The organism is Micromonospora sp. NBRC 101691 (assembly GCF_030269285.1).
Lineage (GTDB): Bacteria > Actinomycetota > Actinomycetes > Mycobacteriales > Micromonosporaceae > Micromonospora > Micromonospora echinospora.
Genome location: NZ_BSTB01000004.1, coordinates 371,523 through 393,577, shown reverse-complemented (window position 1 = coordinate 393,577; position 22,055 = coordinate 371,523). Strand labels below are relative to the sequence as shown.

Genomic DNA, 22,055 nt, shown 5'->3' with positions numbered 1-22,055 from the left:
TGGTCTCCCGCCGTCACGACGGGAGACCACCTCCCCGCGCGTGCCCCTGGCGTGCCGGTCAGCGCTGCGCGGTCGCCGACGGCGGGGCGCTGCCGCCCTGCGGCACCTCCGCCGTCATCAACCGGACGATCTCGGCGCGGTCGGCCGCCGACGGAAGCCCCCACTCCGGCCGGTAGCCGTGGACCTCGGCCAGCGGGGTGGAGGCGGTGCGGCCGTCGAGCATCTCCACCGCGTCGGTGGCGATCAGCCCCGGATGCTCGACCCCGCACGCCTCGGCCACCTTCATCAGGTCCCGGCGCAGCGTCCGGACGTAGTTCGCCGCCCGGACGGACTTGAGCGCGGGATCCAGGCCCCGCGCCAGCCAGCGGTTCTGGGTGGCGACACCGGTCGGGCAGGTGTCGGTGTGGCACTTCTGGGCCTGGATGCAGCCGATCGCCAGCATCGCCTCCCGCCCGACGTTGACCATGTCGCAGCCGAGCGCGAAGGCCACGATGGCGTTGTCCGGCAGTCCCAGCTTCCCGGCCCCGGCGAAGACGACCTGCTCGTGCAGGCCGCGCTCGGCGAACGTCCGGTAGACCCGGGCGAAGCCCTGCTGGAACGGGAGCGACACCGAGTCGGTGAAGATCAGGGGCGCGGCCCCGGTCCCGGCCTCCCCGCCGTCGACGGTGACGAAGTCGACGCCCCGTCCGGTGTCCCGCATCAGGTCGGCCAACTCCGACCAGAAGGTGAGGTCTCCGACGGCGGACTTGATCCCCACCGGCAGGCCGGTCTCGGCGGCGAGCAACTCGACCCAGTCGAGCAGGCTGTCGCAGTCGGAGAACTCGGCGTGCCGGGAGGGGCTGACGCAGTCCCGACCCTGGAGGATCCCCCGGGTCTCGGCGATCTCCGCCGACACCTTCGCACCCGGCAGCAGCCCGCCGAGGCTCGGCTTCGCGCCCTGGCTGAGCTTGATCTCCAGCGCCCGCACCGGTGCGCCCGCCACCACGTCCCGGAGGCGGTCCAGGCTGAACCGCCCGTGCTCGTCCCGGCAGCCGAAGTAGGCGGTGCCGATCTGGAAGACCAACTCCCCGCCCCGGCGGTGGTACGGCGACAGCCCACCCTCGCCGGCGTTCTGGAGGCAGCCGGCCAGCGCCGCCCCCCGGTTCAGCGCCTCGACGGCGTTGCCGGAGAGCGAGCCGAAGCTCATCCCGGAAATGTTCACCACCGAATCGGGCCGGAACGCCTTCGGCCGTCCCCGGGCCGCGCCGAGCACCTTCGCGCACGGCAACCACACGTCGTGTCCGGCTGCCGGGGACGACGGTGGCACGGCCCGGCCGAAGGTCCGGTGCTTGATGATCGGATATCCGGGGGTGTACTCGATGTCGTTGTCGGTGCCGAAACCGAAGTAGTTGTTCTGCATCTTCGCCGACGCGTACACCCAGCGACGCTGGTCGCGGGTGAAGGGCCGTTCCTCGTTGTTGCCCGCCACGATGTACTGGCGCAGTTCCGGCCCGATCGATTCGAGCAGGTACCGGGCACGGCCCAGCACCGGGAAGTTGCGCAGCAGGGCGTGGCGGCGTTGGAGGAGGTCGTGTGCGGCGAGGGCCGCCACCGCTGCGGCAGCGGCGGGTACGGCTCGACGTGCCCAGGTCATGCCGGTCAGTCTTTCCGCGATCGGTCACGCTCAAACGGCAGGCTGATTCCGTACCGTCGTCCCGGTGCCGGAGGAAGTCACCGCGTTAAATGTCATACCCCGGTTGCAGCATGTCCCCATGGCTGTTCCCGCTCTGGCACATGGCCACGACCGGCCCCGCTCACTGCCGCTGCGCGAGGTCCGTACCCGGCTGACCCAGCTGGTCGCGATGGCCGAACTGACCGACACGGTCACCCTGGTCACCCGCGACGGTGACCCCCGACCCATCGCCGCGATCGTGCCGGCGTCCGCCGCCCGGAACGCCGCCCAGGCCCGGGCCGACGCCGACCGGGTCGCCGCGGTCACCGCCGGCTGGGCTCGTCGCCTCGACGAGACGCACCGGCAGAGTGCCCGTCGGCACGCGGCCGAGCTGCGGGCCGTCACCGACGCGCTCGCCGAGGCCTGGGCCGAACTCGAGCGCCGGGCCGCCCCGGGCGGCGACCCGGCGCTCGCCCGGTTGCGCGCCGCGCACGCCGACCTCCTCCGCGACTGACCAGCCGTTCCACCCGGGACACGGCCGGCGGTACACCCTGTCCGGGGTGGACGGCGGGGCGTCGTGCCGGCCGGGCCGGCTGCCGCGACGCGCGTGCGAAGCCTGCCCCGGGCGGAGTGTGCTGACCGACCCGGGGCGTGGCCGGTCGGCCCGGGGCGTGGCCGGTCCGTCCCCGGGGCGTGGCCGGTCGGCCCGGCCAGGTGTCCGGCCCGGTGGGACCGGTGGGGCCGTCCCGAGCCCTGTGGAGCTGCCCCGTCTGCGCTATCGCCCGGCGGCAGCGCCCTGGGTGGTCCCGCAGGCGCATCGATGCGTGGAGCGTGGACGCGTGCGCGCATGGAGGTGCGGTGCATGGACGGGTGGCGTGGGCCCGTGGCTGCATGGGCGCGTGGAGCGTGGACGCGCGGTGCATGGACGGGCAGAGCGTGGGTGCCTGGCGCGTGGACGGGGCAGCTCCACACCGCTTCGCCAGCGAGACCGGTCCGCCGGACGGATCGACAGCGACTCACCCGGCGAGCCGGTCGGCTGCGCCTCCGCTGGGCCGCCGGGTTCGGTGCCGGCATCCCGCCGCGAGCCACGGCCCGGCCCGTCTCCGGGTGTGGTGTCGGACACGGCGACCCGGGTGGGAGGGCTGACGCGCGGGGAGAAGCCGCCTTCTCGCCCATCGTCCCGACGTGCATTGGGACGAATCGCCGGGCGACCATGGGTGAAGTATTCATATCGGACTTAATGATCGACAAATCGATTGACGTTCTTGCGCGGCGATCTATTGCTCGGTAAGTTGTCTCGTCGTTGGTGTCCGGGGTTCCGTGCCGCGATTTTTTCCGGTTTGCGGATGCCCGGTCCCCGACCCGGTCGGGACGTGTCCCCTGTCACAGAAAGTAGGATCTGTGAAGAGGAAACACTCGGTCCCCGTGCTGCCCGGCGACGCCCGTCACAGTCGTGCCCGGCCGTGCCCGGATCTCCTGACCGGCAAGGAATGCGGCCGCCCGGCCGGGCCACCCGGGCCGGGATCCCCGACGGGTGGGGAGGCATTCCCGCCCTATTGATCGGTGACCGCTTCTCCGGTCGGTGATCGTGTCTCCGCCGATTCGTTGACAGCCGCCTGTTCGGCCCGTCGAAACTGACCCGGCCAGCGACGGCGGCCGGTACCGCGTGTCGTTAGACGCCCGGTCGGGGTTCCGGTCCCGCCGTCCGACTATCCCTGTCGACTGCTGAGGTGACGTTCGTGCGCGACGTGGAATGCTGGTTGTCCGCCGGGGCCGATCCGGCCGAATTCCCCTATCCGACGGTTACCACCGAATATCTGCGGGTCGGTAAACACTTCGTCGACCGGGACGTCCTGCTCTGCCTCGACCGCGCCCGGGCGGCGCTGCCCCCCGACCCGCGCCCCGCCGCGACCCGGTTACGCCGCTTCCTCGACTGCGCGCTCGACAAGTGGGACGGACGGTACGACTACCACTCCTACCTGGCCCTCCCCGTCCTGTCGATGGCGATCGAGGGGACCGGCGAGGTCACCCCGGACCGGGCCCGACGCCACCGCGACCGGCGGTACCTGCACCTGTTGGCGGACCTGCTCCGCTTCGAGCTGGACGTCGAGGCGGGCCGCACCGACCTGCTGCCCGGGCAGCGCCCCGACCGCGAACGGCTGACCAAGCGGCTGCGGCTGACGGTCCGGGCCGCCCAGCCCGCCCTGACCCGCCTCAGTCCGCTCACCACCATCACCGCGAACGACCCCTTGGCCGCCGCCACCGAGTTCTGCGCCGGGGTGGAGGCCACCACCGCCGAGCGGCGGGACCTGCGACTGTCCATGTTGCCGGTGTACGTGGTCCACGACGAGTACCTGTTCATCCGGGTGCTCCAGTCGTACGAGACCACCTTCGCCCTGCTCGTCGTGCTGCTGCGGGCCGCGCGGGACGCGCTGGTCCGCGGCGCCGCCGGGCCCGCCGCCGCGCACCTTGCCACGGCCACCGAGGCGCTGACCGGCTCGGCGCCGCTGTTCTCCCTGCTGGCCACCATGCAGCCCGAGTCGTTCCGGACGTTCCGGGCGTACACCGAGGGTGCCAGCGCCATCCAGTCGCACAGCTACAAACTGGTCGAGTCGCTCTGTCGCACGCCCGACCAGGAACGGCTGGACAGCGCGGCCTACCGCTCCACGCCGGAGATCCGGCAGCGCGTCCTGGCCGGGCAGCCGACCATCGACCAGGCGTACCGCGGCGCGGTGCAGCGGGGCCTGCTCGACCCGGCCGGACGCGCACAGGTCGCCGACGGGATGCGGGCCTTCGCCGGGGCACTGCTCACCTGGCGGCGTACGCACCACCGGCTGGCGATGCGGATGCTCGGCGAACGGTCGGGCACCGGCTACACCGAGGGGACGCCCTACCTCGCCGCGGTCCGGGCGGTGCCGGTCTTCCGTACGGTGGACGGCGGGCCGGTCGACGCGGCGGTCACCGCACCGGCCGTCCCGCCGTCCCGGTCACCGGTCGGCGAACCGCTCGGCGAAGGCCACCAGGTCACGGCGTTCGATGGCGGCGGCCATCAGGTCGGGAAAGGCGTCCGGCGTGCAGGCGAAGGCCGGCACCCCGAGGGCGGCCAGCGCGGCGGCGTTCGTCCGGTCGTAGGCCGGGGCACCCTCGTCGGAGAGCGCCAGCAGGACGACCACCTGGACCCCGGCGGCGGTCATCTCCGCCACCCGGCGCAGCATCTGCTCCCGTACCCCACCCTCGTAGAGGTCGCTGATCAGGACGAAGATGCTGTCCCGGGGACGGGTGATCAGCTGCTGGCTGTAGCCGATCGCCCGGTTGATGTCGGTGCCGCCCCCCAGTTGCGTGCCGAACAGCACCTCCACCGGGTCGCTGAGCTGGTCGGTGAGGTCCACGACGGCGGTGTCGAAGACCACCAGTGAGGTCCGCAGCGACCGCATCGAGGCGAGCACCGCGGCGAACACCCCGGAGTAGACCACCGAGGCCGCCATCGAGCCGGACTGGTCGACGCAGAGCACCACGTCCCGCTGCACCGCCGTGGTGCGCCGCCCGTAACCCACCAACCGCTCGGGGATCACCGTGCGGTGCTCCTGCTGGTAGTGCTTGAGGTTCGCCCGGATGGTGCGGTCCCAGTCGATGTCGGCGTGCCGGGGGCGGTTGATCCGGGTGGCCCGGTTCAGCGCCCCGGTCACCGCCGCCCTGGTCTGCTGCGCGATCCGCTGCTCCAACTCCTCGACCACCCGCCGGACCACCTGCCGGGCCGCCTCCTTGGTCTGGTCCGGCATGACCCGGTTCAGGGAGAGCAGCGTGCCGACCAGGTGCACGTCCGGCTCGACCGCGGCGAGCATCTCCGGTTCGAGCAGCAGCCGGGTGAGGTTGAGCCGCTCGATCGCGTCGGCCTGCATCACCTGCACCACGGTCGACGGGAAGTACTGGCGGATGTCGCCGAGCCAGCGGGCCACCCGGGGGGCGGAGCCGCCGAGCCCGGCCGAGCGGCGGGACGAGCCGCCGGTGCCGTCGCCGTCGCCGTCGTAGAGGGCGGCCAGCGCCCCGTCCATCGCGGCGTCACCGCCGGAGAGACGGCCGCAGGCGTCCTCGGCGGGCCCGCCGAGCACCATCCGCCAGCGGCGTAGCCGCTCCCGGTCCGCGTCCCCGCCGGCCCGGAGGGACGTCGCGCCACCCTCCGGGAGGGCGTCGGTGGAGGCGGTCATGAGATCTCCCGTCCGAGCAGGATGCCGAGCGTGGGCAGGACCGCCGTCGCCCGGTCGTGGTCGAGGTCGGCCGCCGGGGCCCGGTGCGCCGGCCGGCCACGGTGGGCCACGCGGTCGCCGATGGCCCGGCGTTCCCCGGCGGCGAAGCTGCCGAAGGTCCGGCGCAGCAGCGGCAGGACCTCGGTGAACGAGTCGGCGGGAACACCGGCCAGCCACTCGTCCACCAGGGACAGCAACGCGTCGTCGTGCACCAGCAGGAGCCCGCCGCCACCGAGGAACCCCTCCACCCAGGCGGCCCCGTCGGCCGGGGAGACCCCGGCGGTCAACGGCAGGCCCATCCGTCGGCGCACCTCGGCGCGTTCCAGCCGGCCCGCGTCGTGCAGCAGCCGGACCAGCCGGCCGGCGAGCAGGCCGTGCAGGTCGTCCCGGTCGGCGAGTGAGGCGAGCGTGTCCAGCCACGGCTCCCGCGCGTCCTCGTCGAGGAGGTTGACCGCGGCGTGCACCTCGTCCAGGTGCCCGCGCAGGTCCCGGGCCGCCTGGTCGGCCAGGCCGACGACCGCGGCGGGCAGGCCGGCGCGGACCCGGGCGAGCAGCCCGGTGGTCACCTCGGCCAGCCCGCCGAGTTCGCTGCGCCGGACGTCGCCGTAGCGCAGCGTGCGGACCAGCGGCGGGATGGCCGCCATCAGGTGCGCCACGTCGGTGTCCAGGGCGGCCCGGGTGTCCAACGCCCGCAGGACCGGGGGGTAGGCGTCGGGAAGGTCGGCGAGCAGGCAGACCTCGACCAGCGCGGTGACCTCGGCGAGGTTGTCGGCGGCCCGGGCGGTGGCGGCCACCGCGGCGGTGGCGGCGGACACCACGGTGGTGCCGTGCGCGCTCGCCTCGACCAGCCGTACCGCGAACTCCGGCTGCCAGCGCAGCCGCCACTGCTCCCGGAACGTGCCGGTGCCCCGCCGTCGCCGGTCCGACTCGCCCCACGGCACGCCGAGCACCCGCAGGCGGTGCAGCAGCCGGCTCCGGGCCAGGTCGTTGTCGCGGCGCAGGTCCAGGTCCAGCGGGCGTTCCAGCGCCTCCGGCTTGAGCCGCAGGCTGCGCTGCTGGGTGGCCAGGTCACGGGCCAGCGGCACCGCCGGCATGTCGTCCGGTACGCCGCCGAGCCGCTCACCCACCACCAGCCGCCGGCCGATCAGCTCCAGCCGCAGCGGGTCGCCCTCGCAGAGCACCGCCGCGCTGGCGTCGGTCAGTTCGGTGAGCCCGGCCAGTGGTCGTCCGCGCAGCGTGGCCAGCGTCTCGGCCAGCCGGGCCGCCTCGATGACGTGCGCGGAGGAGGCGGGCACCCCCTCGTCGCGGAGCACCCCGGCGGCGGCGACCAGCCACCGGGCGACCACCTCGTTCTCGGAGGTGAACAGGTGGTGGTACCAGCCGGGGGAGCGGACCCCCGCCGCGTAGCCCTGCCAGGACGCCAGCCGCCCGTACGTCCAGGGCACCCAGGTGAAGGTGACCTTCGTCTTCCGGCGTCCCTTGAGCAGGGCGGTGTCGGCGCTGGCCGGCACCTTCCGGGTCAGCGCGGGCACGTGCCAGGCGCCGCAGACCACGGCGATGTTGTCGTGGCTGCGCCGCACCTGCCGCAGCACGGTGCGCATGTGCGCCTCGCGGAGCAGGTCGTCGGGGTCGTCCGGCACGCCGTCGCGGATCGCGGCCATCGCCTCGGCGATCGCCGGGAACGCCGGCGCGCCCCGGTGCTCGACCACGTCCTCCCACCAGCGTTCCGGGTCGTCGTACCCGGCCGCGGCGGCGAGTTCCCCGATCGGGTCGACCGGACGGCGGGGCAGCGGGTCGTCGGTGCCCGCCCCGGCCTCCGGTCCGGCCGCCGCCTCGGGACGGTCCCCGCTTCCCGCGTCCGGGCGGTCCCCGTTCTCCGGCGACGGGTCGTCGTCCGACTCGGCGAGACGGTAGGCGTACGGCAGGTCGAAGAAGCGCACCGGAACGTCGTGCGCGACCGCCCACCGGATCGCCTGCCACTCCGGCGAGAAGACCGCGAACGGCCAGAACCCGGCCCGGCGCGGGTCGTCGGTGGCGTACCCGAGCAGGGCGACCGGCGGCTCCAGCCGCTCGTCGGCCATCCAGCGCAGCAGCTCGTCCGCCTCCGGTGGACCCTCCACCAGCAGGATGTCGGGGCGTTGCTCGGCCAGGGCCGCCACCACCGCCCGGGCCGACCCCGGACCGTGGTGGCGGATGCCGTAGAGCTGCTCAGGCATCGCGGGCGGCGCGGTAGAAGGGACGCCAGTCCGCACGCTCGCGGACCACGGTCTCCAGGTACTCCCGCCACACCACCGCGTCGGAGACCGGGTCCTTGATCACCGCGCCGACGATGCCGGCCGCGACGTCGCCCGGCCGCAGCACGCCGTCGCCGAAGTGCGCGGCCAGGGCCATCCCGTTGGTGAGCACCGAGATCGCCTCGGCGGTGGAGAGGGTGCCGGTGGGGGACTTCAGCTTGGTACGGCCGTCCTCGGTGAGGCCGGTCCGCAGCTCCCGGAAGATCGTCACGACCCGGCGGATCTCCTCGACGGCGGCCGGCACCTCCGGCAGGTCGAGCGAGCGGCCGAGCTGCGCCACCCGCCGGGTGACGATGTCGACCTCCTCCTCGGCGGAGGCGGGCACCGGCAGCACCACCGTGTTGAACCGGCGGCGCAGCGCGCTGGAGAGCTCGTTGACGCCCCGGTCCCGGTCGTTGGCGGTGGCGATGATGTTGAAGCCGCGCTGGGCCTGCACCTCGCTGGTCAGTTCCGGCACCGGCAGGGTCTTCTCGGACAGGATGGTGATGAGGGTGTCCTGCACGTCGGACGGGACCCGGGTCAGCTCCTCGACCCGGGCGATCGCGCCGGTCTCCATCGCCCGCATCACCGGGCTGGGCACCAGGGCGGCCGGCGACGGGCCCTCGGAGAGCAGCCGGGCGTAGTTCCAGCCGTACCGGATGGCCTCCTCGGCGGTGCCCGCGGTGCCCTGCACCAGCAGCGTGGAGTCGCCGCTGATCGCCGCCGCCAGGTGCTCGGAGACCCAGGTCTTCGCGGTGCCGGGCACGCCGAGCAGCAGCAGCGCCCGGTCGGTGGCCAGCGTCGCCACCGCGATCTCCATCAGCCGGCGCGGCCCGACGTACTTCGGGGTGATCTTGGCGCCGTCGCCGAGCAGGTAGGTCACCACCGCCTGCGGCGAGAGCCGCCAGCCCGGCGGGCGGGGCCGGTCGTCGGTGGCGGCCAGCTCGGCCAGCTCGTCGGCGTACTGCTGCTCGGCGTGCGGACGCAGCGCGGTCATGCGAACTCCTTGTGCATCTCGGTACGGAAGGCGAGGACGGCGGCCAGTTGCCCGACGGCGCGGACCCGGCTCGGGTCGACGCCCTCGCCGGCGAGCTCGTCGGTGAGGCGGTGGAACCGTTCGGACAGGCCGGGCGTGGCGGAGGTGCCGGCGATCCGGCAGACCTCGGCCAGATACCAGCTGTTCCGGCCCTCAGTGCGGGCCCAGACCCCGATGGCGTCGGCCACCGCGCCGGAGAGCTCGGGGGACCAGTCCTGGGAGAGCATGCCCAGCAGGCGGTTGGCCCGGCCCGGGTCGGTGCGCAGGGCGTCGGCGACCATGGTGCCGAGCCGGTCGGCGGGCAGCACCTCGTAGAGCTGCCACAGCAGCGTCTCCGGCAGCGCGTTCCGGCTCTGCCGACCGGTGGGGCGGGCGCCGGCGACCAGGGCGTCGGCCCAGTCGCCGGCCCGTTCCTCGACGGCGGCCCGGGCCCAGCCCCGGCGCAGCGCCGGGCCCCAGTCGTCGGCGGCGGCCAGCGCCACCACCTCGGCCGGCGTCCGGGCGAACGCGGAGGTCCAGGTGGCCAGGGGCGTGCCGGCGAGCACCTCCTCCAGCAGCCACGCCGCCGCGCCCGTCCCCCGGGGCGGCTGCGGGTCGACCCCGTCCCGCCGCATCGCCGGGTCACACCCGCGCGGCGGGTCGACCGTCAACGTCGTGCCGGACGCGTCCAGGCCCACGCTGGTGATGGCCCGTTCGGTCATCCGGCGGCGTAGCCCGGACTCGGGCAGCTGGCGCAGCAACGCGATGGCGGCCTGCCGGACCTCCTTGCGTCGGTCGTCCAGCACGCCCTCGAGGAAGGTGTCGTCGGCGGGGGAGAGACCGACCTCGAGCGCCTCGACGAAGCGGGCCCGGTCGGGGGCGCTCTCGGCGGCGAAACCGGCCGCCAGCAGCTCGCGGCCGGCCTGCGGGTCACGGGCGCGCAGCCGGGTCAGGTACGCCAGCCGCTCACCGGTGGCGCCGGTCTCCCAGTCGTCCCCGCCGCCCTGCCCGGCCGGGGCGGTCAGGTCGAGGGCCTCGTCGAACAGGTAGCCCCACTCCGAGCGGAGACCGGCCAGCCACCGGCCCCGGCGGCCACCGAGCCGACTCAGCACGGGGCGCAGCGCCCGGTGCCGTCGCCCGACGTCCAGCAGGGCCGGCAGTGTGTCGGTCGGCACCAGCCCGCCGTGCCGGTCGGCCAGGCGCAGCCACTCGGCGAGCAGTTCCTGCTGGATCTGGCTGCCGCCGGGCGCGCCGCCGTCGGTGAGCAGCGTGCGTAGCCGCACGGCGGAGGCGGCGGGCAGGGGCGGCGTCGACTCGGCGGGCGCGGCGGGCACCCGGCCGCGTCCGGCCGACGGGGTCGTGCCGGCCCGCCGGTAGGTCAGGGCCACCGCGGCGGCCTCCAGCACGCCGGCCGGGCCCTCCCCGCCCGCGCCGAGTGGCCGTCCGGCCACCGCCACCGCGCCGTCCCACGGCCGGCGGGCCGTGCCGACCAGCGCGGCGGAGAGCAGTTCGGTGGGGAGTTCGGCGGTGTGCCCGTCCGGGCCGACCGGCGAGCCCGCCGTGGCGGGCAGGAAGCACCCCTGCGACCAGGCGGCCAGCGGCCGCAGTCCGGCCGGGCCGAGTTCGGCGGCGAGGTCGACGGGCTGGCCACCGGCTCCGGCGAGCAGCCACCACGGCTGGTCGTGCCCGGGGGCCAGGGGCAACGCCTCGCCGGCCTCGTCGACCAGACGGCCCTCCCGGGTGGGGACGACCCCGGCGAGCAGCACCGGCACCGACTCCCGCCAGGGGTCGGCGGCGAGCCCGGCCGAGTACGCGGCGAGGGCGGTGCGGACGTCGACGGCACCGGTCGGGGCGGCCAGCGGCACCGGGGCGCCGTGCCGGGTGGCGACCAGCGCCCGCAACGGCGGGGAGCCCGGGTAGAAGCACAGGTCCGCGTCGACCTCGGTGCCCGGCACCAGGTCGGCGGGGAAGGTCTGGCCGGGCGCGGCGAACGCCAGCACCAGCGCGAACCGCGCGCTGTCCGTGCCGCGCAGCCAGATCCGACGGGTGGTGATCTTGTCGTCGGCGGAGTCGACCTGCCCGAGGACCTGCCAGCGGTCCCGCACCGGCGGCGTGGCCAGCACGTCGTCGGTGGCGACCGGGTAACCGACCCGGGACCGGACGGTGGCCGCCAGGTCGTCCGGGAGCGCGTCGAGCCGGTCGTGGGCGGTCACCAGCAGGCGGATCAGGCCGAGTTCGCCGAGGAGGCGGTCGGCCCAGTGCGCGCCGATGCCGGCCGTACGGCCCACCCGGCGCAGCGTGCCGGCCAACGTCGGGGCCTGCGCGTCGACCAGCCGCGCGGCGACCGCCTCGAACGGATCCGCCCCGGCCTGTTCCGCCCCGGCGAGCCCCTGGTTCACCTGGTCGTCGAGCCATCGCCGCAGCTCGTCCAGACCGGCGGTCACCCGGTCGGCCCGCTGCTCGACCCGCTTGGCGGCGGCGGCCGGGTCCGCCGGGGTGGTGGTTCGCGGTTCGTTCGCGCGGGCGGCGCGCTTCGCCCGCCCGTCCTGCCACTCGACGACCCAGTCCGGCGCCTCGGCGTCGCCGGCTCCGGACTCGGCCCAGAGCAGCAGCAGACCCAGGGCGTGTTTGCAGGGGAACTTGCGGCTCGGGCAGGAGCAGCGGTACGCCGGCCCGGACAGGTCGACGCAGACCTGGTACGGGTTCTTCCCGCTGCCCTTGCACAGCCCCCAGAGCACCTCGTCGGTCAGGCCGGACGCCGACCACTTGGCGGCGCCGCCGACACTGCGGGCGGCGCGGGCGGCGGCGGGGTCGGGCGCGACGGCGAGGACCTGCGCGGTGGACCAACGTTCAACAGGCACCGGCGCACTGTAGGAGACCCGTACGACACGGACCCCGCCGGCACCCGTCGGCAGCGGGGTCCGTCGCGTACGGCCACCGGTCCGTGACCCGCAGGTGAGGGCCGGTCCGACCGGTCCGTCGACGGCGGTGCCGAGGCCCGGTCGGGGCCGAGCGGCCCGGGACGCATCCTCTAGTCTCCTTAGGTCAGACCCGAGACCAGGGGAGGCGACCGTGTCGCGCAGTGACGCCGAAACGCGGACCGGATCCGCGCCGTCCGGAGTGGACACCTCGGTGCCGCACTCCGCCCGGATCTACGACTGGTGGCTCGGCGGCAAGGACAACTTCGCCGTCGACCGGGCCACCGGCGCGGCGATGCTGGAGGCGATCCCGACCCTGCGGATGATGGCCGCCGAGAACCGCCGCTTCGTCCACCGGATGGCCCGCTACCTGGTCACCCACGCCGGCATCCGGCAGTTCCTCGACGTCGGCACCGGCATCCCCACCCGCCCCAACCTGCACGAGGTCGCCCAGGCCGTCGCCCCGGAGACCCGTGTGGTGTACGTCGACAACGACCCGATCGTGCTGGCGCACGCCCGGGCCCTGATGATCAGCAGCCCGGAGGGGCGCAGCGAGTACATCCACGCCGACCTGCGCCACCCGGAGCGCATCCTCGACGGGGTCACCCGGGGTGACACGCTCGACCTGACCCGGCCGGTGGCGCTCACCCTGATCGCGATCCTGATGCTGCTGGGCGACGCCGACGACCCGCTCGACCGGGTCCGTGCGCTCACCGACGCGCTGCCGTCGGGCAGCTACCTGGTGATCACCCACCCCACGCCGGACTTCAACCCGGAGGCGGTCGACGCGGCGGTGGCCGCCGCGACCGGCAACGGGATGACCCTGGTGCCGCGCACCCGGGCCGAGGTCGCGCGGTTCTTCGACGGGTGGGAACTGGTGGAGCCGGGCATCGTGCCGGTGCCGGCGTGGCGGCCCGACGGGGCGGCGCCGGCCGACCCCGAGGCGGTTTACTACTGGGCCGGGGTGGCCCGCAAGCCCTGACCGGTCCGCTCCCCGGGCCGTCGGTGGGACGCCGGTCACACGAAACTACGTTGCAGTCTCTGCAAGTTTGCTCGTAACGTCTTGGCCGTGACCACCACGGGGGAGGGGCGTCGCGACCGCCGGAAACGGCAGACCCGCGCGACGTTGAGCATGACCGCGCTGCGCATGGTCGCCGAGCACGGGCTCGACCACGTCACCGTGGACGAGATCAGCGAGGCGGCCGGCGTCTCGCCGCGCACCTTCTTCAACTACTTCACCTGCAAGCACGAGGCGGTCATCGGCGACGCCGTGGTCGACGAGGAGCGGCTCGTGGCGCGGCTGGCCGCCGTCCCCGCCGAGGTTCCGGCGGTGGCGACCCTGCGGACCGCCTTCGCCGAACTGGTCGAGGACGTCCAGGCCGACCGGGACCTGTGGTGCCTGCGCATGCGGGTCGTCGAGCAGAACCCGGCCCTGCTGGCCCGCCTGGTCACCATCGGGGTGCGGAACGAGCGCACGATCACCGCGGCGGTCGCCGCCCGGCTCGGCCTCCCCGAGGACCACGACTACCCGGCGCTCGTCGCCGCCGTCAGCGGCGCCGCCCTGCGGACCTGCCTGGGCCAGTGGGCCCGCGGCGACGGCGCCCGTCCTCTCACCGCCCTCGTCGACGAGGCGTTCGCCGCGCTCGCCGGCGGCCTTCCGGAACCCCCGCACCGCCCGTGACCCATCGCCGCCCCCGGCGTTGTCCGACCCGGGGAGACTCTCCCACAACCAGAGTGAGGAATACTCCATGAAGGCTTCCGCCCCGCCAGCCGGTGTCGCCGACGCCGTCGCCGGGCGTATGTCCCGTCGCGAGGTGCTCCAGGCCCTCTCCGGTCTGATGGTCGGCCTTTTCGTGTCGATCCTCGCCTCCACGGTCGTGGCCAACGCGCTGCCCAGGATCATCGCGGATCTGCACGGCAGCCAGACGGTCTACACCTGGATCGTCACCACCGAACTGCTCGCCATGACGGCCACCGTGCCGCTGTGGGGCAAGATGGCCGACCTGTACAGCCGTAAGCTGCTGATCCAGCTCTCGCTGGGGCTGTTCGTGGCGGGCTCGCTGGTCGCCGGCCTCACCCCGAACGTGGAGATCCTGCTGGTCAGCCGCGTCATCCAGGGCATCGGCGCCGGCGGTATGACCGCGCTGGCCACCATCGTGATGGCCGCGATGATCCCGCCCCGGGAGATGGGTCGCTACGCCGGCATCTTCGGCGCGGTCTTCGGCGTGGGCACCATCGCCGGTCCGCTGATCGGTGGCGTGCTGGTGGACACCTCCTGGCTCGGTTGGCGCTGGTGCTTCCTGATCGGTGTGCCGTTCAGCATCCTGTCGATCGTCCTGCTCCAGCGGACGCTGCACCTGCCGGTCGTCCGGCGTGAGGTCCGGATCGACTGGGCCGGCGCGTTCCTGATCACCACCGGCGTCTCCACCCTGCTGGTCTGGTCCTCGCTCGCCGGGCAGAAGTTCGCCTGGGCCTCCGGCTGGAGCGCGCTGATGGTCGTCGGCGGGCTCGCGTTGCTCGCGGCGGCGGTCTTCGTGGAGTCCCGCGCGTCCGAGCCGATCATCCCGCTGGACCTCTTCCGCAACCGGACCGTCTCGCTGACGACCCTGGCGAGCGTTCTGGTCGGTGTCGCGATGTTCGGCGGCACGGTCTTCCTGTCGCAGTACTTCCAGATCTCGCTGGGCAAGTCGCCCACGGTCGCCGGTCTGATGAGCCTGCCGATGATCTTCGGTCTGCTGGTGTCGTCGACGGTGGCCGGGCAGCTCATCACGAAGTACGGCCGGTGGAAGGGCTTCCTGGTCGGCGGCGGCGTCACGATGACCCTCGGCATGCTGCTGCTCGGCACCATCGACGCGCACACCAACATCCTGTTGCTGTCGGTCTACATGGCGGTGCTCGGCGTCGGCGTCGGCATGCTCATGCAGAACCTGGTGCTGGCCGCCCAGAACGACGTACCCGCGCACGAACTGGGTGCCGCCACCTCCGCGCTGACCTTCTTCCGCAGCATGGGTGGGGCGATCGGGGTGAGTGCCCTCGGCGCCGTCCTGGCCAACCGGATCACCACGCTGATGACCGAGAAGCTCGGCCCGCTCGCCGCCGGTGGCGCCAGCGGATCCACGCACGAGGTGCCGGACATGTCCGCGCTCCCGGGCCCGGTCCGTCAGATCGTGCAGGAGGTCTACGGCACCGCCACCGCCGAGCTGTTCCTGATCGGCGCGCCGATCGCGCTGCTCGCGCTGGTCGCCGTGTTGTTCATCAAGGAGAAGCCGCTGCACAACCTCAGCGGCGACGAGCGCCGCGCCAAGGAGGAAGCGGCGGGCATCGCCCCGATGCACTGACCGGCAACCCGCCCCGGAGCGTGGTCAGCGGCCCGGCCGCGCTCCGGGGCCCCGGCCGTCGCGCAGCCGCCGGGGCGGCCGGGCGGCGGCCTCCAACACCGCCCGGTCGGCGGCGGCGGTGCCGGAGGACCAGCCCTCGGCGTCCCGGATGGTAAGCCGGCCCTCGGTGACGCCGGGGAAGAGTGTCTCCGCCCGTTGCCGGACCGCGTCGGAGCGGCTGGCCAGCACCGGCAGCAGGCGGTCGCCGCCCTCGGCCCGCGCCGCCTCCCGGCTGGTGCGCTCGGTGGCGGCCCGCAGCCGTTCCCCGATGCGCAGCGCGTAGGCGTGCAGGAAGGAGTCGTCGTACTCGCGGGTGCGCCGGCTGCTCGTCGCCCGCCGCTCGGCCCGGCCGCGCAGCATCGCCGAGGTCGCCTGCACCAGCAGCGAGGTGTAGAGCACCTCCACCGCGTCGAGGTCGGCCGGGAAGCCCAGCACCGTGCTGAAGCCGAGGTCGTCGGACCAGACCGCCGCACACCGGTTCGCCGTCGCGACCTCCTGCACCAGCAGCGCCTTCGCCCCCGCGTACGGCGGATCCGTGCCGAGCCGGACGCCGCCCGGCTGGTCGGCCGGACCGGTGTCGAGCAGCACCCGGTCGATGCTGTGCCGGGCCATCAGCTCCTGGGCCTTCGCGGTCAGCGCCTCCGCCTCGGCCGGGTAGCCCGTCGACTCGGCCTTGGCCAGCAGGGCGCGGACCCGGTCGAGCATCCGGGACCCGCTGGGCCCCGGCGGGGCCGTGGCGCCAGCCGCGCCGGGCGGGGGCCGGAGCACCGCCACCGGCGGCAGCGCGTCGAGCACCGCCAGCACCTCGACCACCTCCCGCAGCGCGGTCACCCGGTCCAGCCGTTCCCGACCGGTCCAGTCGGCCAGGTGGCGGGCATCGTCGTCCCACCACACCCGGGCGTCCAGGGCGGCGAGCTGCGCGTCCCACCACGCGGGCACGGCGGCGTGGCCGCGCCGGTCGGCGGCGAGCACGTCGGCCAGGAGACGGGCCGGCCGGGCGCCCACGCGTCGGGCCACGATGCGGGCCACGTCCACCGGCTGCCAGCCGCGCGGCCACAGCCGGCCCACCGAGCTCGTCAACCGGGCGACGAGGGCCACGTCCACCACGGCCGGGTCGCCCACCACCAGCCGGTCGAGCTGCCGCTCCGCGAGTCGTACGTCGGTGCCGCGTGCCGCCGCGAGCGCGTCGCTGATCAGCGCGTCAACGTCCGGCACCGCAGGCTCCCTCTGACCGGTCCCGGCCACGTTCTCGATCGGGTGCGGTCGTCCTCGCCCGCCCTCGGACACGCTACCGCCGACCGTCGGCACCTCCGGTGCGCGGGTCGGGGCGAACCTCTGACGCTCGTCGGCTCGTCGGCTCGTCGGCTCGGCGGCTCGGCGGCTCGGCGGGCCGGCGGGCCGGCGGCGGTGGCGGTCGTCGGGCGTGGTGCCGGGGAGGCGGACCTCCGGCTGGCATCCTTTGGAGCTGCCCCGGCGGTGCGCCCGGACCGGGACGGTATCCGGACCGCGCGGTGCCTCCGCGCCGACGGACGGGAGGCCGGCAGCCGTTGTGGTGGCCCGCCGAGGGCAGCGCCGCCGCTTCGGTGCTGGCCGGGCGCCCGACGCTGCCCGGAGGCGCGACCCTGTCCGGACGCTCGATGCTGCCCGGAGACCCGATGCGGTTCGGACGCTCGATGCTGTTCGGACGTGCTGCCCGCCCCGTCTGTGCGGGCAGCTCCACAGCCTCCGTGGCCGGGGTCTGGCCGGTCCTGCCGCCGCAGCGCCCGGCTCCGGTGCCCGAACGGCTCCGGTGCCCGAACGGCTCGGTTCCGCGGACGGCTCCCTGTCCGCGAACGGCTCGGTTCCGCGGACGGCTCCCTGTCCGCGAACGGCTCGGTTCCGCGGACGGCTCCCTGTCCGCGAACGGCTCGGTTCCGCGGACGGCTCCCTGTCCGCGAACGGCTCGGTTCCGCGGACGGCTCCCTGTCCGCGAACGGCGCGGGGACACCACGGCCGGCGGTTCGGTCTCGCCACTTCGGTCACGGATTGCATTAAGAGTTGAAGAAAGTACCCGCCATTCATTGACACACGTCTCTGTAAGGTGTTTCCTTCCTGGTACCGAGGTCGTGGCGTCCGGGCAGCGTCCGACAGCGGACCGGAACATCGGCAGGCACGCAGCCGTCCCCGCGTGCCCGGACCCAGCCGAGGACGGTGGCCCTCCGGGCGCGACCGGGGTCTGCACGCCGCGCGTCGGCGGCCGGCGCCCTGTGCGCCGCCGGCAGGCGTGACCACCCCACGAGCGAGGGAGACGCCATGCCCCGAGCAGCCAGCCCACCCCCGGCACGGTCCGGCCCCGACCCGGCGGGCCGACCCGCCGGCGTCCCCGGCGGTCGCCGGTCACGCGTCCGGCGCACCGCCCTGACGGCCGGCGGCCTGACGGTCGCGGTGGTTGCGGCCCTGGTCAGCATCACCACCGCGCCGTCGGCCCTGGCCGCCGGAGAGTCCGTCACCGTCCACCTGACCACCACGTCGGACTCCGGCGGCCGGACCGTGACCCGTGGTCTCCAGCAGCAGCCCTCGGTGAACTTCGCGGCGAGCAGCGCCCCGGCCACCCACACCATCGCGGTCGACGAGAACGTCCGTCACCAGCAGTTCGTCGGGGCGGGTGCGTCGATCACCGACACGACGGCGTACCTGTTCCGGGGCGGACCGATCAGCGCCGCCACCCGGGACGCGGTCATGCGGAAGCTGTTCCACCCGGTGGACGGCATCGGCCTGTCGTTCGTCCGCAACCCGATCGGGGCCTCGGACCTGTCCCGGCCCGGCCACGTGTCCCTCGACGACACGTGCTGCGACCTGAGCGACTTCGGCGCCAACGGGTACGACACGAACGTGCGGTTGCTGACCCAGCAGGCCAAGCAGCTCAACCCGCAGTTGCGGGTCAAGGGCGTGCCGTGGAGCGCGCCCGGGTGGATGAAGGACAACGGCCGGATGGACCAGATGGGCTGGTTGAAGTGGGAGTACTACCCGCTGTACGCCCAGTACCTGGTCAGGTACGTCCAGTCGTACCAGGCGGCCGGTGTCCCGGTGGACTACCTCTCGGTGCAGAACGAGCCGAACTGTTGCCAGGCGGCCAACCCGCCGGCGATGAACTACCCCGGCATGTCGTGGAACCCGTCGGGGCTGGTGGAGTTCACCAGGAACCACCTGTACCCGGCGTTCCGGGCCGCCGGCATCACCACCAAGGTGATGCACTTCGACTGGAACTACGGCGACTACGCCAGCTTCGGCTCCCAGATCGTGGCCGACACCGCCCTGCGTAACGACCCGCTGTCGGCCGGCATCGCCTGGCACGACTACTTCGGCAGCCCGTCGGTGGGCACGCAGGTGCGCCAGCAGTACCCGTCGATGACGCAGTTCAACACCGAGCACTCCGGCGGCACCTGGGTCACCAACCAGCACAACGAGGACATGGGCGACATCATCGAGCACGCGCGCAACTGGTCGAGCGCGGAGGTGAAGTGGAGCCTGGCGCTCAACCAGAACATGGGCCCGCACAACGGTGGCTGCGGCACCTGCACCGGACTGGTCACCGTCCAGGAGGGCGGCAGCCGGGCCGGCCAGGTCGACTACACGGTCGAGTACTACACCATGGGCCACCTGACCAAGTTCGTGAAGCCCGGCGCCCACCGCATCGACTCCACCGACAACGGTGCCGTGCAGAACGTCGCGTACGTCAACCCCGACGGCTCGAAGGCCCTGATCGCCCACAACGGCGGCACCGGCAGCCAGTCGGTCCGGGTGCTCTGGGGCGGGCAGTCCTTCACCTACACCCTGCCGGCCCGCACCTCGGCGACGTTCACCTGGTCGGGAGACCAGTCCGGCGGCCCGACGACGCCGCCCCCGGGCGGCGGCACCGGCCAGATCACCGGCCTGGCCGGCAAGTGCGTCGACGTGGCGGGCGCGGGCACCGCGAACGGCACGGCGGTGCAGCTCTACGCGTGCAACGGCACCGCCGCCCAGCGGTGGACCCGGGCGACCGACGGAACCCTCCGCGCCCTCGGCAAGTGCCTGGACGTGGCCGGGCCGAGCACGGCCGACGGCGCGCAGACACACCTGTGGGACTGCCACGGCGGCGCCTCCCAGCGGTGGACGTACACCGCCAACCGTGAACTGGTCAACGCGTACGCGAACAAGTGCCTCGACGTGACCGACCGCAACGCCGCCGACGGTACCCGCCTCCAGGTCTGGACCTGCCAGGGCGACACCAACCAGAAGTGGACCGTACCCGCGTAGCGGCACGACACCAGCGGGAGTGCCGGCGCTTCCTCGGCGGCGGCACTCCGGGCGGGCCGGAGCGGAACTCCGGTCCGCACGCCGGGGAGCCGGCACTGCCCGGCCGGCTCCCCGGCCCACCGTCGCCGGACAGGTGCCGGCACACCACCGGTGTCCGGGCGGCCCCGCGTCGCCGGAGCAGGGAGCACGACAGGTGGAGGCGAAGCGAGCGACCTCGCGGGACATCCGACGGCGCAACCGCGCGGTGCTGCTGTCCCGCATCTACTTCGACGGGCCGGTGAGCCAGCAGGAACTCGTCCGGGACACGGGGCTCAGCGGGGGCACCGTCAGCAACCTCGTCGGCGAGATGGGCGCGGAGGGCCTGATCGAGGAGGCCGGCTCGGCCGACTCCGACGGTGGTCGTCCGCGCACCCTGCTGCGGGTGCGGCCGACGTACGGCCACCTGGTGGGGGTGGACGTCGGCGAGACCCGGGTGCAGGTCGAACTCTTCGACCTGTCGATGGGACCGCTGGCCAAGGCGGACTTCCCCCTCGACCCCCGCGACCGGCGGGGCCGGGAGCCCGACCTGGTCGTCCGGCACATCCTGGCCGGACTGGACCAGGTGGTGCAGACCGCCGGGGTGAGCCGACGTTCCCTGTACGGCGTCGGCGTCGGCGTGCCCGGGGTGGTCGAGCAGGGCCGCGAGGCGGTCGTGCACGCCCAGACCTTCGGCTGGACGGCCGTACCGCTGGAGGCCATGCTGCGGGACGGTGTCGACGCCGCGATCCACATCGACAACGGCGCCAAGACGCTGGGCCGGGCCGAACTGTGGTTCGGTGCCGGCCGCGACGTCCGGCACGCGGTGGTCGCCCTGGTCGGGTCCGGGGTGGGGGCCGCCGTCATGACCAACGGCGTCAGCTATCGCGGGGTCAGCAGCAGCGCCGGCGAGTGGGGACACACCACGATCGTCTACGGTGGCCGACCCTGCCGGTGCGGAGCCCGGGGCTGCCTGGAGGCCTACGTGGGCGCCGAAGGCGTGCTGGACCGGTGGCGACAGGCGGGGCGTGGACCCGGCTGGTCGGGTCTGGACGAGGAGTCGGAGATCGCGGCCCTGCTCGCGACGGCCGACACCTCGGAGGTCGCGGCGCGCGTGCTCCACGATACCGCCGGCTACCTGGGGGCCGGCATCGCCAATCTGATCAACCTGTTCAACCCGGAGCGGATCGTGCTCGGCGGCTGGGCGGGACTGGCACTGGGTGGCCGCCTGTTGCCGGAGATCCGCGCCGCGGCGGCGGCCCACGCGCTGTCTCACCCGTACGCGCAGACCACGATCGACCTGTGCCGGCTGGGTCCGGACGCGGTGGCCGTCGGCGCCGCGACGCTTCCGGTCGCCCGCCTGCTGGACAGCGGCGGCACCCGTCCCGCACCTCTCGTCACCAGGTGAGACCGGATCGTTTGGGGAGGGCTTCCGGTACCTCCCGGTACGTGGTGCGGCCATAATCAGGATCGACACGGGAACCATCGGAAGGATGCAAGTGATACGTCGACTTGTGCACGTGATGGCGGCCATGACCGTCGTTCTCGCCGGCTCGGCCGTCGTGGCGACGCCGGCCTCGGCGAGCGACCGGTTCGGCTTCGTGTGCAACCTGAAGGAGAACACCTGGCTGCGCACGGCGCCCCACGGCTCGGTGCTGCTCACCCTGACGGCGGGGCGTGGGTTCCGCTGGCACGGTGAGGTCTGGGCCATCGACGACGACACCTGGATCTACGGTCACGGCGCCGAGCACCCGTCGATCGACGGCTGGGTCCCGGCCCGCAACACCACCTGCTGAAACGCAGTCCCGGACAGGGGTGGCCGCAGCGTCTGCGGCCACCCCTGTCCGTTCGTGTGTGCGGGGGACGAGAGGCGACGAGGGCCGGTTGGTGAGGGTTTCCCATGTCGGCCGAGGTGTTACCTGATCACAATGGGAACCGCATCTGCCCACAGTGGAAGGAAACACGAGTGAAACGTCGGCTTCTGCACGTGCTGGCGGCCGTGACCGTCGTTCTCGCCGGTTCGGCCGCCGTGGCCGCACCGGCCTCGGCGAGTGACGCGCCCGGCACCATCTGCCTCCTCAAGGAGAACACCTGGTTGCGTGACATGCCGCACGGCTCGGTGCTGCGGACCCTGACCGCCGGGCGTGGGTTCCGGTATCACGGTTCGGGCTGGGTCGGAGACGACTCCTGGATCTACGGCCACGGTGCCGAGTACCCGGACATCGACGGCTGGGTGCCAACCCGCAACACCACCTGCTGACTTCCGCGCTTTACGTAACCCGTGGCG

The 22,055-nt window shown here is 73.8% G+C and carries 14 protein-coding genes and 1 pseudogene; 9 read left to right on the top strand and 6 right to left on the bottom strand.

What is annotated here, in order from left to right; genetic code table 11:
* Positions 1–58: 58 nt before the first annotated feature.
* Complete coding sequence (locus tag QSK20_RS10415; protein WP_285788385.1) at positions 59–1,633, bottom strand: FMN-binding glutamate synthase family protein; 1,575 nt, start codon at positions 1,631–1,633, stop codon at positions 59–61.
* A 118-nt stretch (positions 1,634–1,751) separates the two neighbouring features.
* Here QSK20_RS10415 and QSK20_RS10410 point away from each other — a divergent pair, with 118 nt between their 5' ends.
* Positions 1,752–2,165, top strand: coding sequence for a type II toxin-antitoxin system Phd/YefM family antitoxin (locus QSK20_RS10410; protein ID WP_285788384.1), 414 nt, complete (start codon positions 1,752–1,754; stop codon positions 2,163–2,165).
* 1,486 nt (positions 2,166–3,651) lie between these two features.
* Positions 3,652–4,284 (top strand): annotated as a pseudogene (locus QSK20_RS32100) (tryptophan 2,3-dioxygenase family protein); the annotation flags it as partial.
* A gap of 354 nt (positions 4,285–4,638) precedes the next feature.
* Here QSK20_RS32100 and QSK20_RS10400 read toward each other — a convergent pair.
* From QSK20_RS10400 to QSK20_RS10385, 4 genes are read right to left on the bottom strand one after another with little or no spacing between them, the layout of a single operon-like run.
* Positions 4,639–5,856 carry a VWA domain-containing protein gene (locus QSK20_RS10400; protein ID WP_285788383.1) on the bottom strand — a complete coding sequence of 406 codons (1,218 nt, stop codon included), beginning with the start codon at positions 5,854–5,856 and terminating at the stop codon, positions 4,639–4,641.
* Entirely contained in the window at positions 5,853–8,111 is a 2,259-nt protein-coding gene (locus tag QSK20_RS10395) for a DUF5682 family protein (protein ID WP_285788382.1), read from the bottom strand. Before QSK20_RS10395 ends, QSK20_RS10400 begins: the two co-directional genes overlap by 4 nt.
* Positions 8,104–9,165 carry an ATP-binding protein gene (locus tag QSK20_RS10390; RefSeq protein ID WP_285788381.1) on the bottom strand — a complete coding sequence of 354 codons (1,062 nt, stop codon included), beginning with the start codon at positions 9,163–9,165 and terminating at the stop codon, positions 8,104–8,106. The genes QSK20_RS10395 and QSK20_RS10390 overlap by 8 nt, the downstream gene beginning before the upstream one ends.
* Positions 9,162–12,044 (bottom strand): DUF5691 domain-containing protein, encoded by a 2,883-nt coding sequence (locus tag QSK20_RS10385; protein WP_285788380.1) that lies wholly within the window; start codon positions 12,042–12,044, stop codon positions 9,162–9,164. The genes QSK20_RS10390 and QSK20_RS10385 overlap by 4 nt, the downstream gene beginning before the upstream one ends.
* Positions 12,045–12,255: 211 nt before the next feature.
* On the opposite strand from QSK20_RS10385, the gene QSK20_RS10380 reads away from it, so the two are divergent.
* The 3 genes from QSK20_RS10380 (at position 12,256) to QSK20_RS10370 (ending at position 15,439) form a co-directional block, all read left to right on the top strand.
* On the top strand, positions 12,256–13,083 hold the full coding sequence (locus tag QSK20_RS10380; RefSeq protein WP_285788379.1) for an SAM-dependent methyltransferase: 828 nt from the start codon (positions 12,256–12,258) through the stop codon (positions 13,081–13,083).
* Positions 13,084–13,170: 87 nt separating this feature from the next.
* Positions 13,171–13,782: an acyl-CoA-like ligand-binding transcription factor gene (locus QSK20_RS10375; RefSeq protein ID WP_285788378.1), complete on the top strand. Its 612-nt coding sequence runs from the start codon at positions 13,171–13,173 to the stop codon at positions 13,780–13,782.
* Positions 13,783–13,849: 67 nt separating this feature from the next.
* Positions 13,850–15,439: an MDR family MFS transporter gene (locus QSK20_RS10370; RefSeq protein WP_285788377.1), complete on the top strand. Its 1,590-nt coding sequence runs from the start codon at positions 13,850–13,852 to the stop codon at positions 15,437–15,439.
* A gap of 24 nt (positions 15,440–15,463) precedes the next feature.
* Here QSK20_RS10370 and QSK20_RS10365 read toward each other — a convergent pair whose 3' ends face one another.
* Positions 15,464–16,693: a DUF2786 domain-containing protein gene (locus tag QSK20_RS10365; RefSeq protein WP_285788376.1), complete on the bottom strand. Its 1,230-nt coding sequence runs from the start codon at positions 16,691–16,693 to the stop codon at positions 15,464–15,466.
* Between the two features lie 1,077 nt (positions 16,694–17,770).
* On the opposite strand from QSK20_RS10365, the gene QSK20_RS10360 reads away from it, so the two are divergent.
* From QSK20_RS10360 to QSK20_RS10345, 4 genes are all read left to right on the top strand, one after another.
* The gene (locus QSK20_RS10360; protein ID WP_285788375.1) at positions 17,771–19,753 is read left to right on the top strand and encodes a lectin; all 1,983 of its coding nucleotides are present in this window, start codon (positions 17,771–17,773) and stop codon (positions 19,751–19,753) included.
* 193 nt (positions 19,754–19,946) lie between these two features.
* Entirely contained in the window at positions 19,947–21,176 is a 1,230-nt protein-coding gene (locus QSK20_RS10355) for an ROK family transcriptional regulator (RefSeq protein WP_285788374.1), read from the top strand.
* Positions 21,177–21,267: 91 nt separating this feature from the next.
* Positions 21,268–21,564 carry a hypothetical protein gene (locus QSK20_RS10350; protein WP_285788373.1) on the top strand — a complete coding sequence of 99 codons (297 nt, stop codon included), beginning with the start codon at positions 21,268–21,270 and terminating at the stop codon, positions 21,562–21,564.
* 170 nt (positions 21,565–21,734) lie between these two features.
* Positions 21,735–22,028, top strand: coding sequence for a hypothetical protein (locus tag QSK20_RS10345; protein WP_285788372.1), 294 nt, complete (start codon positions 21,735–21,737; stop codon positions 22,026–22,028).
* The last annotated feature ends 27 nt before the right edge of the window (positions 22,029–22,055 follow it).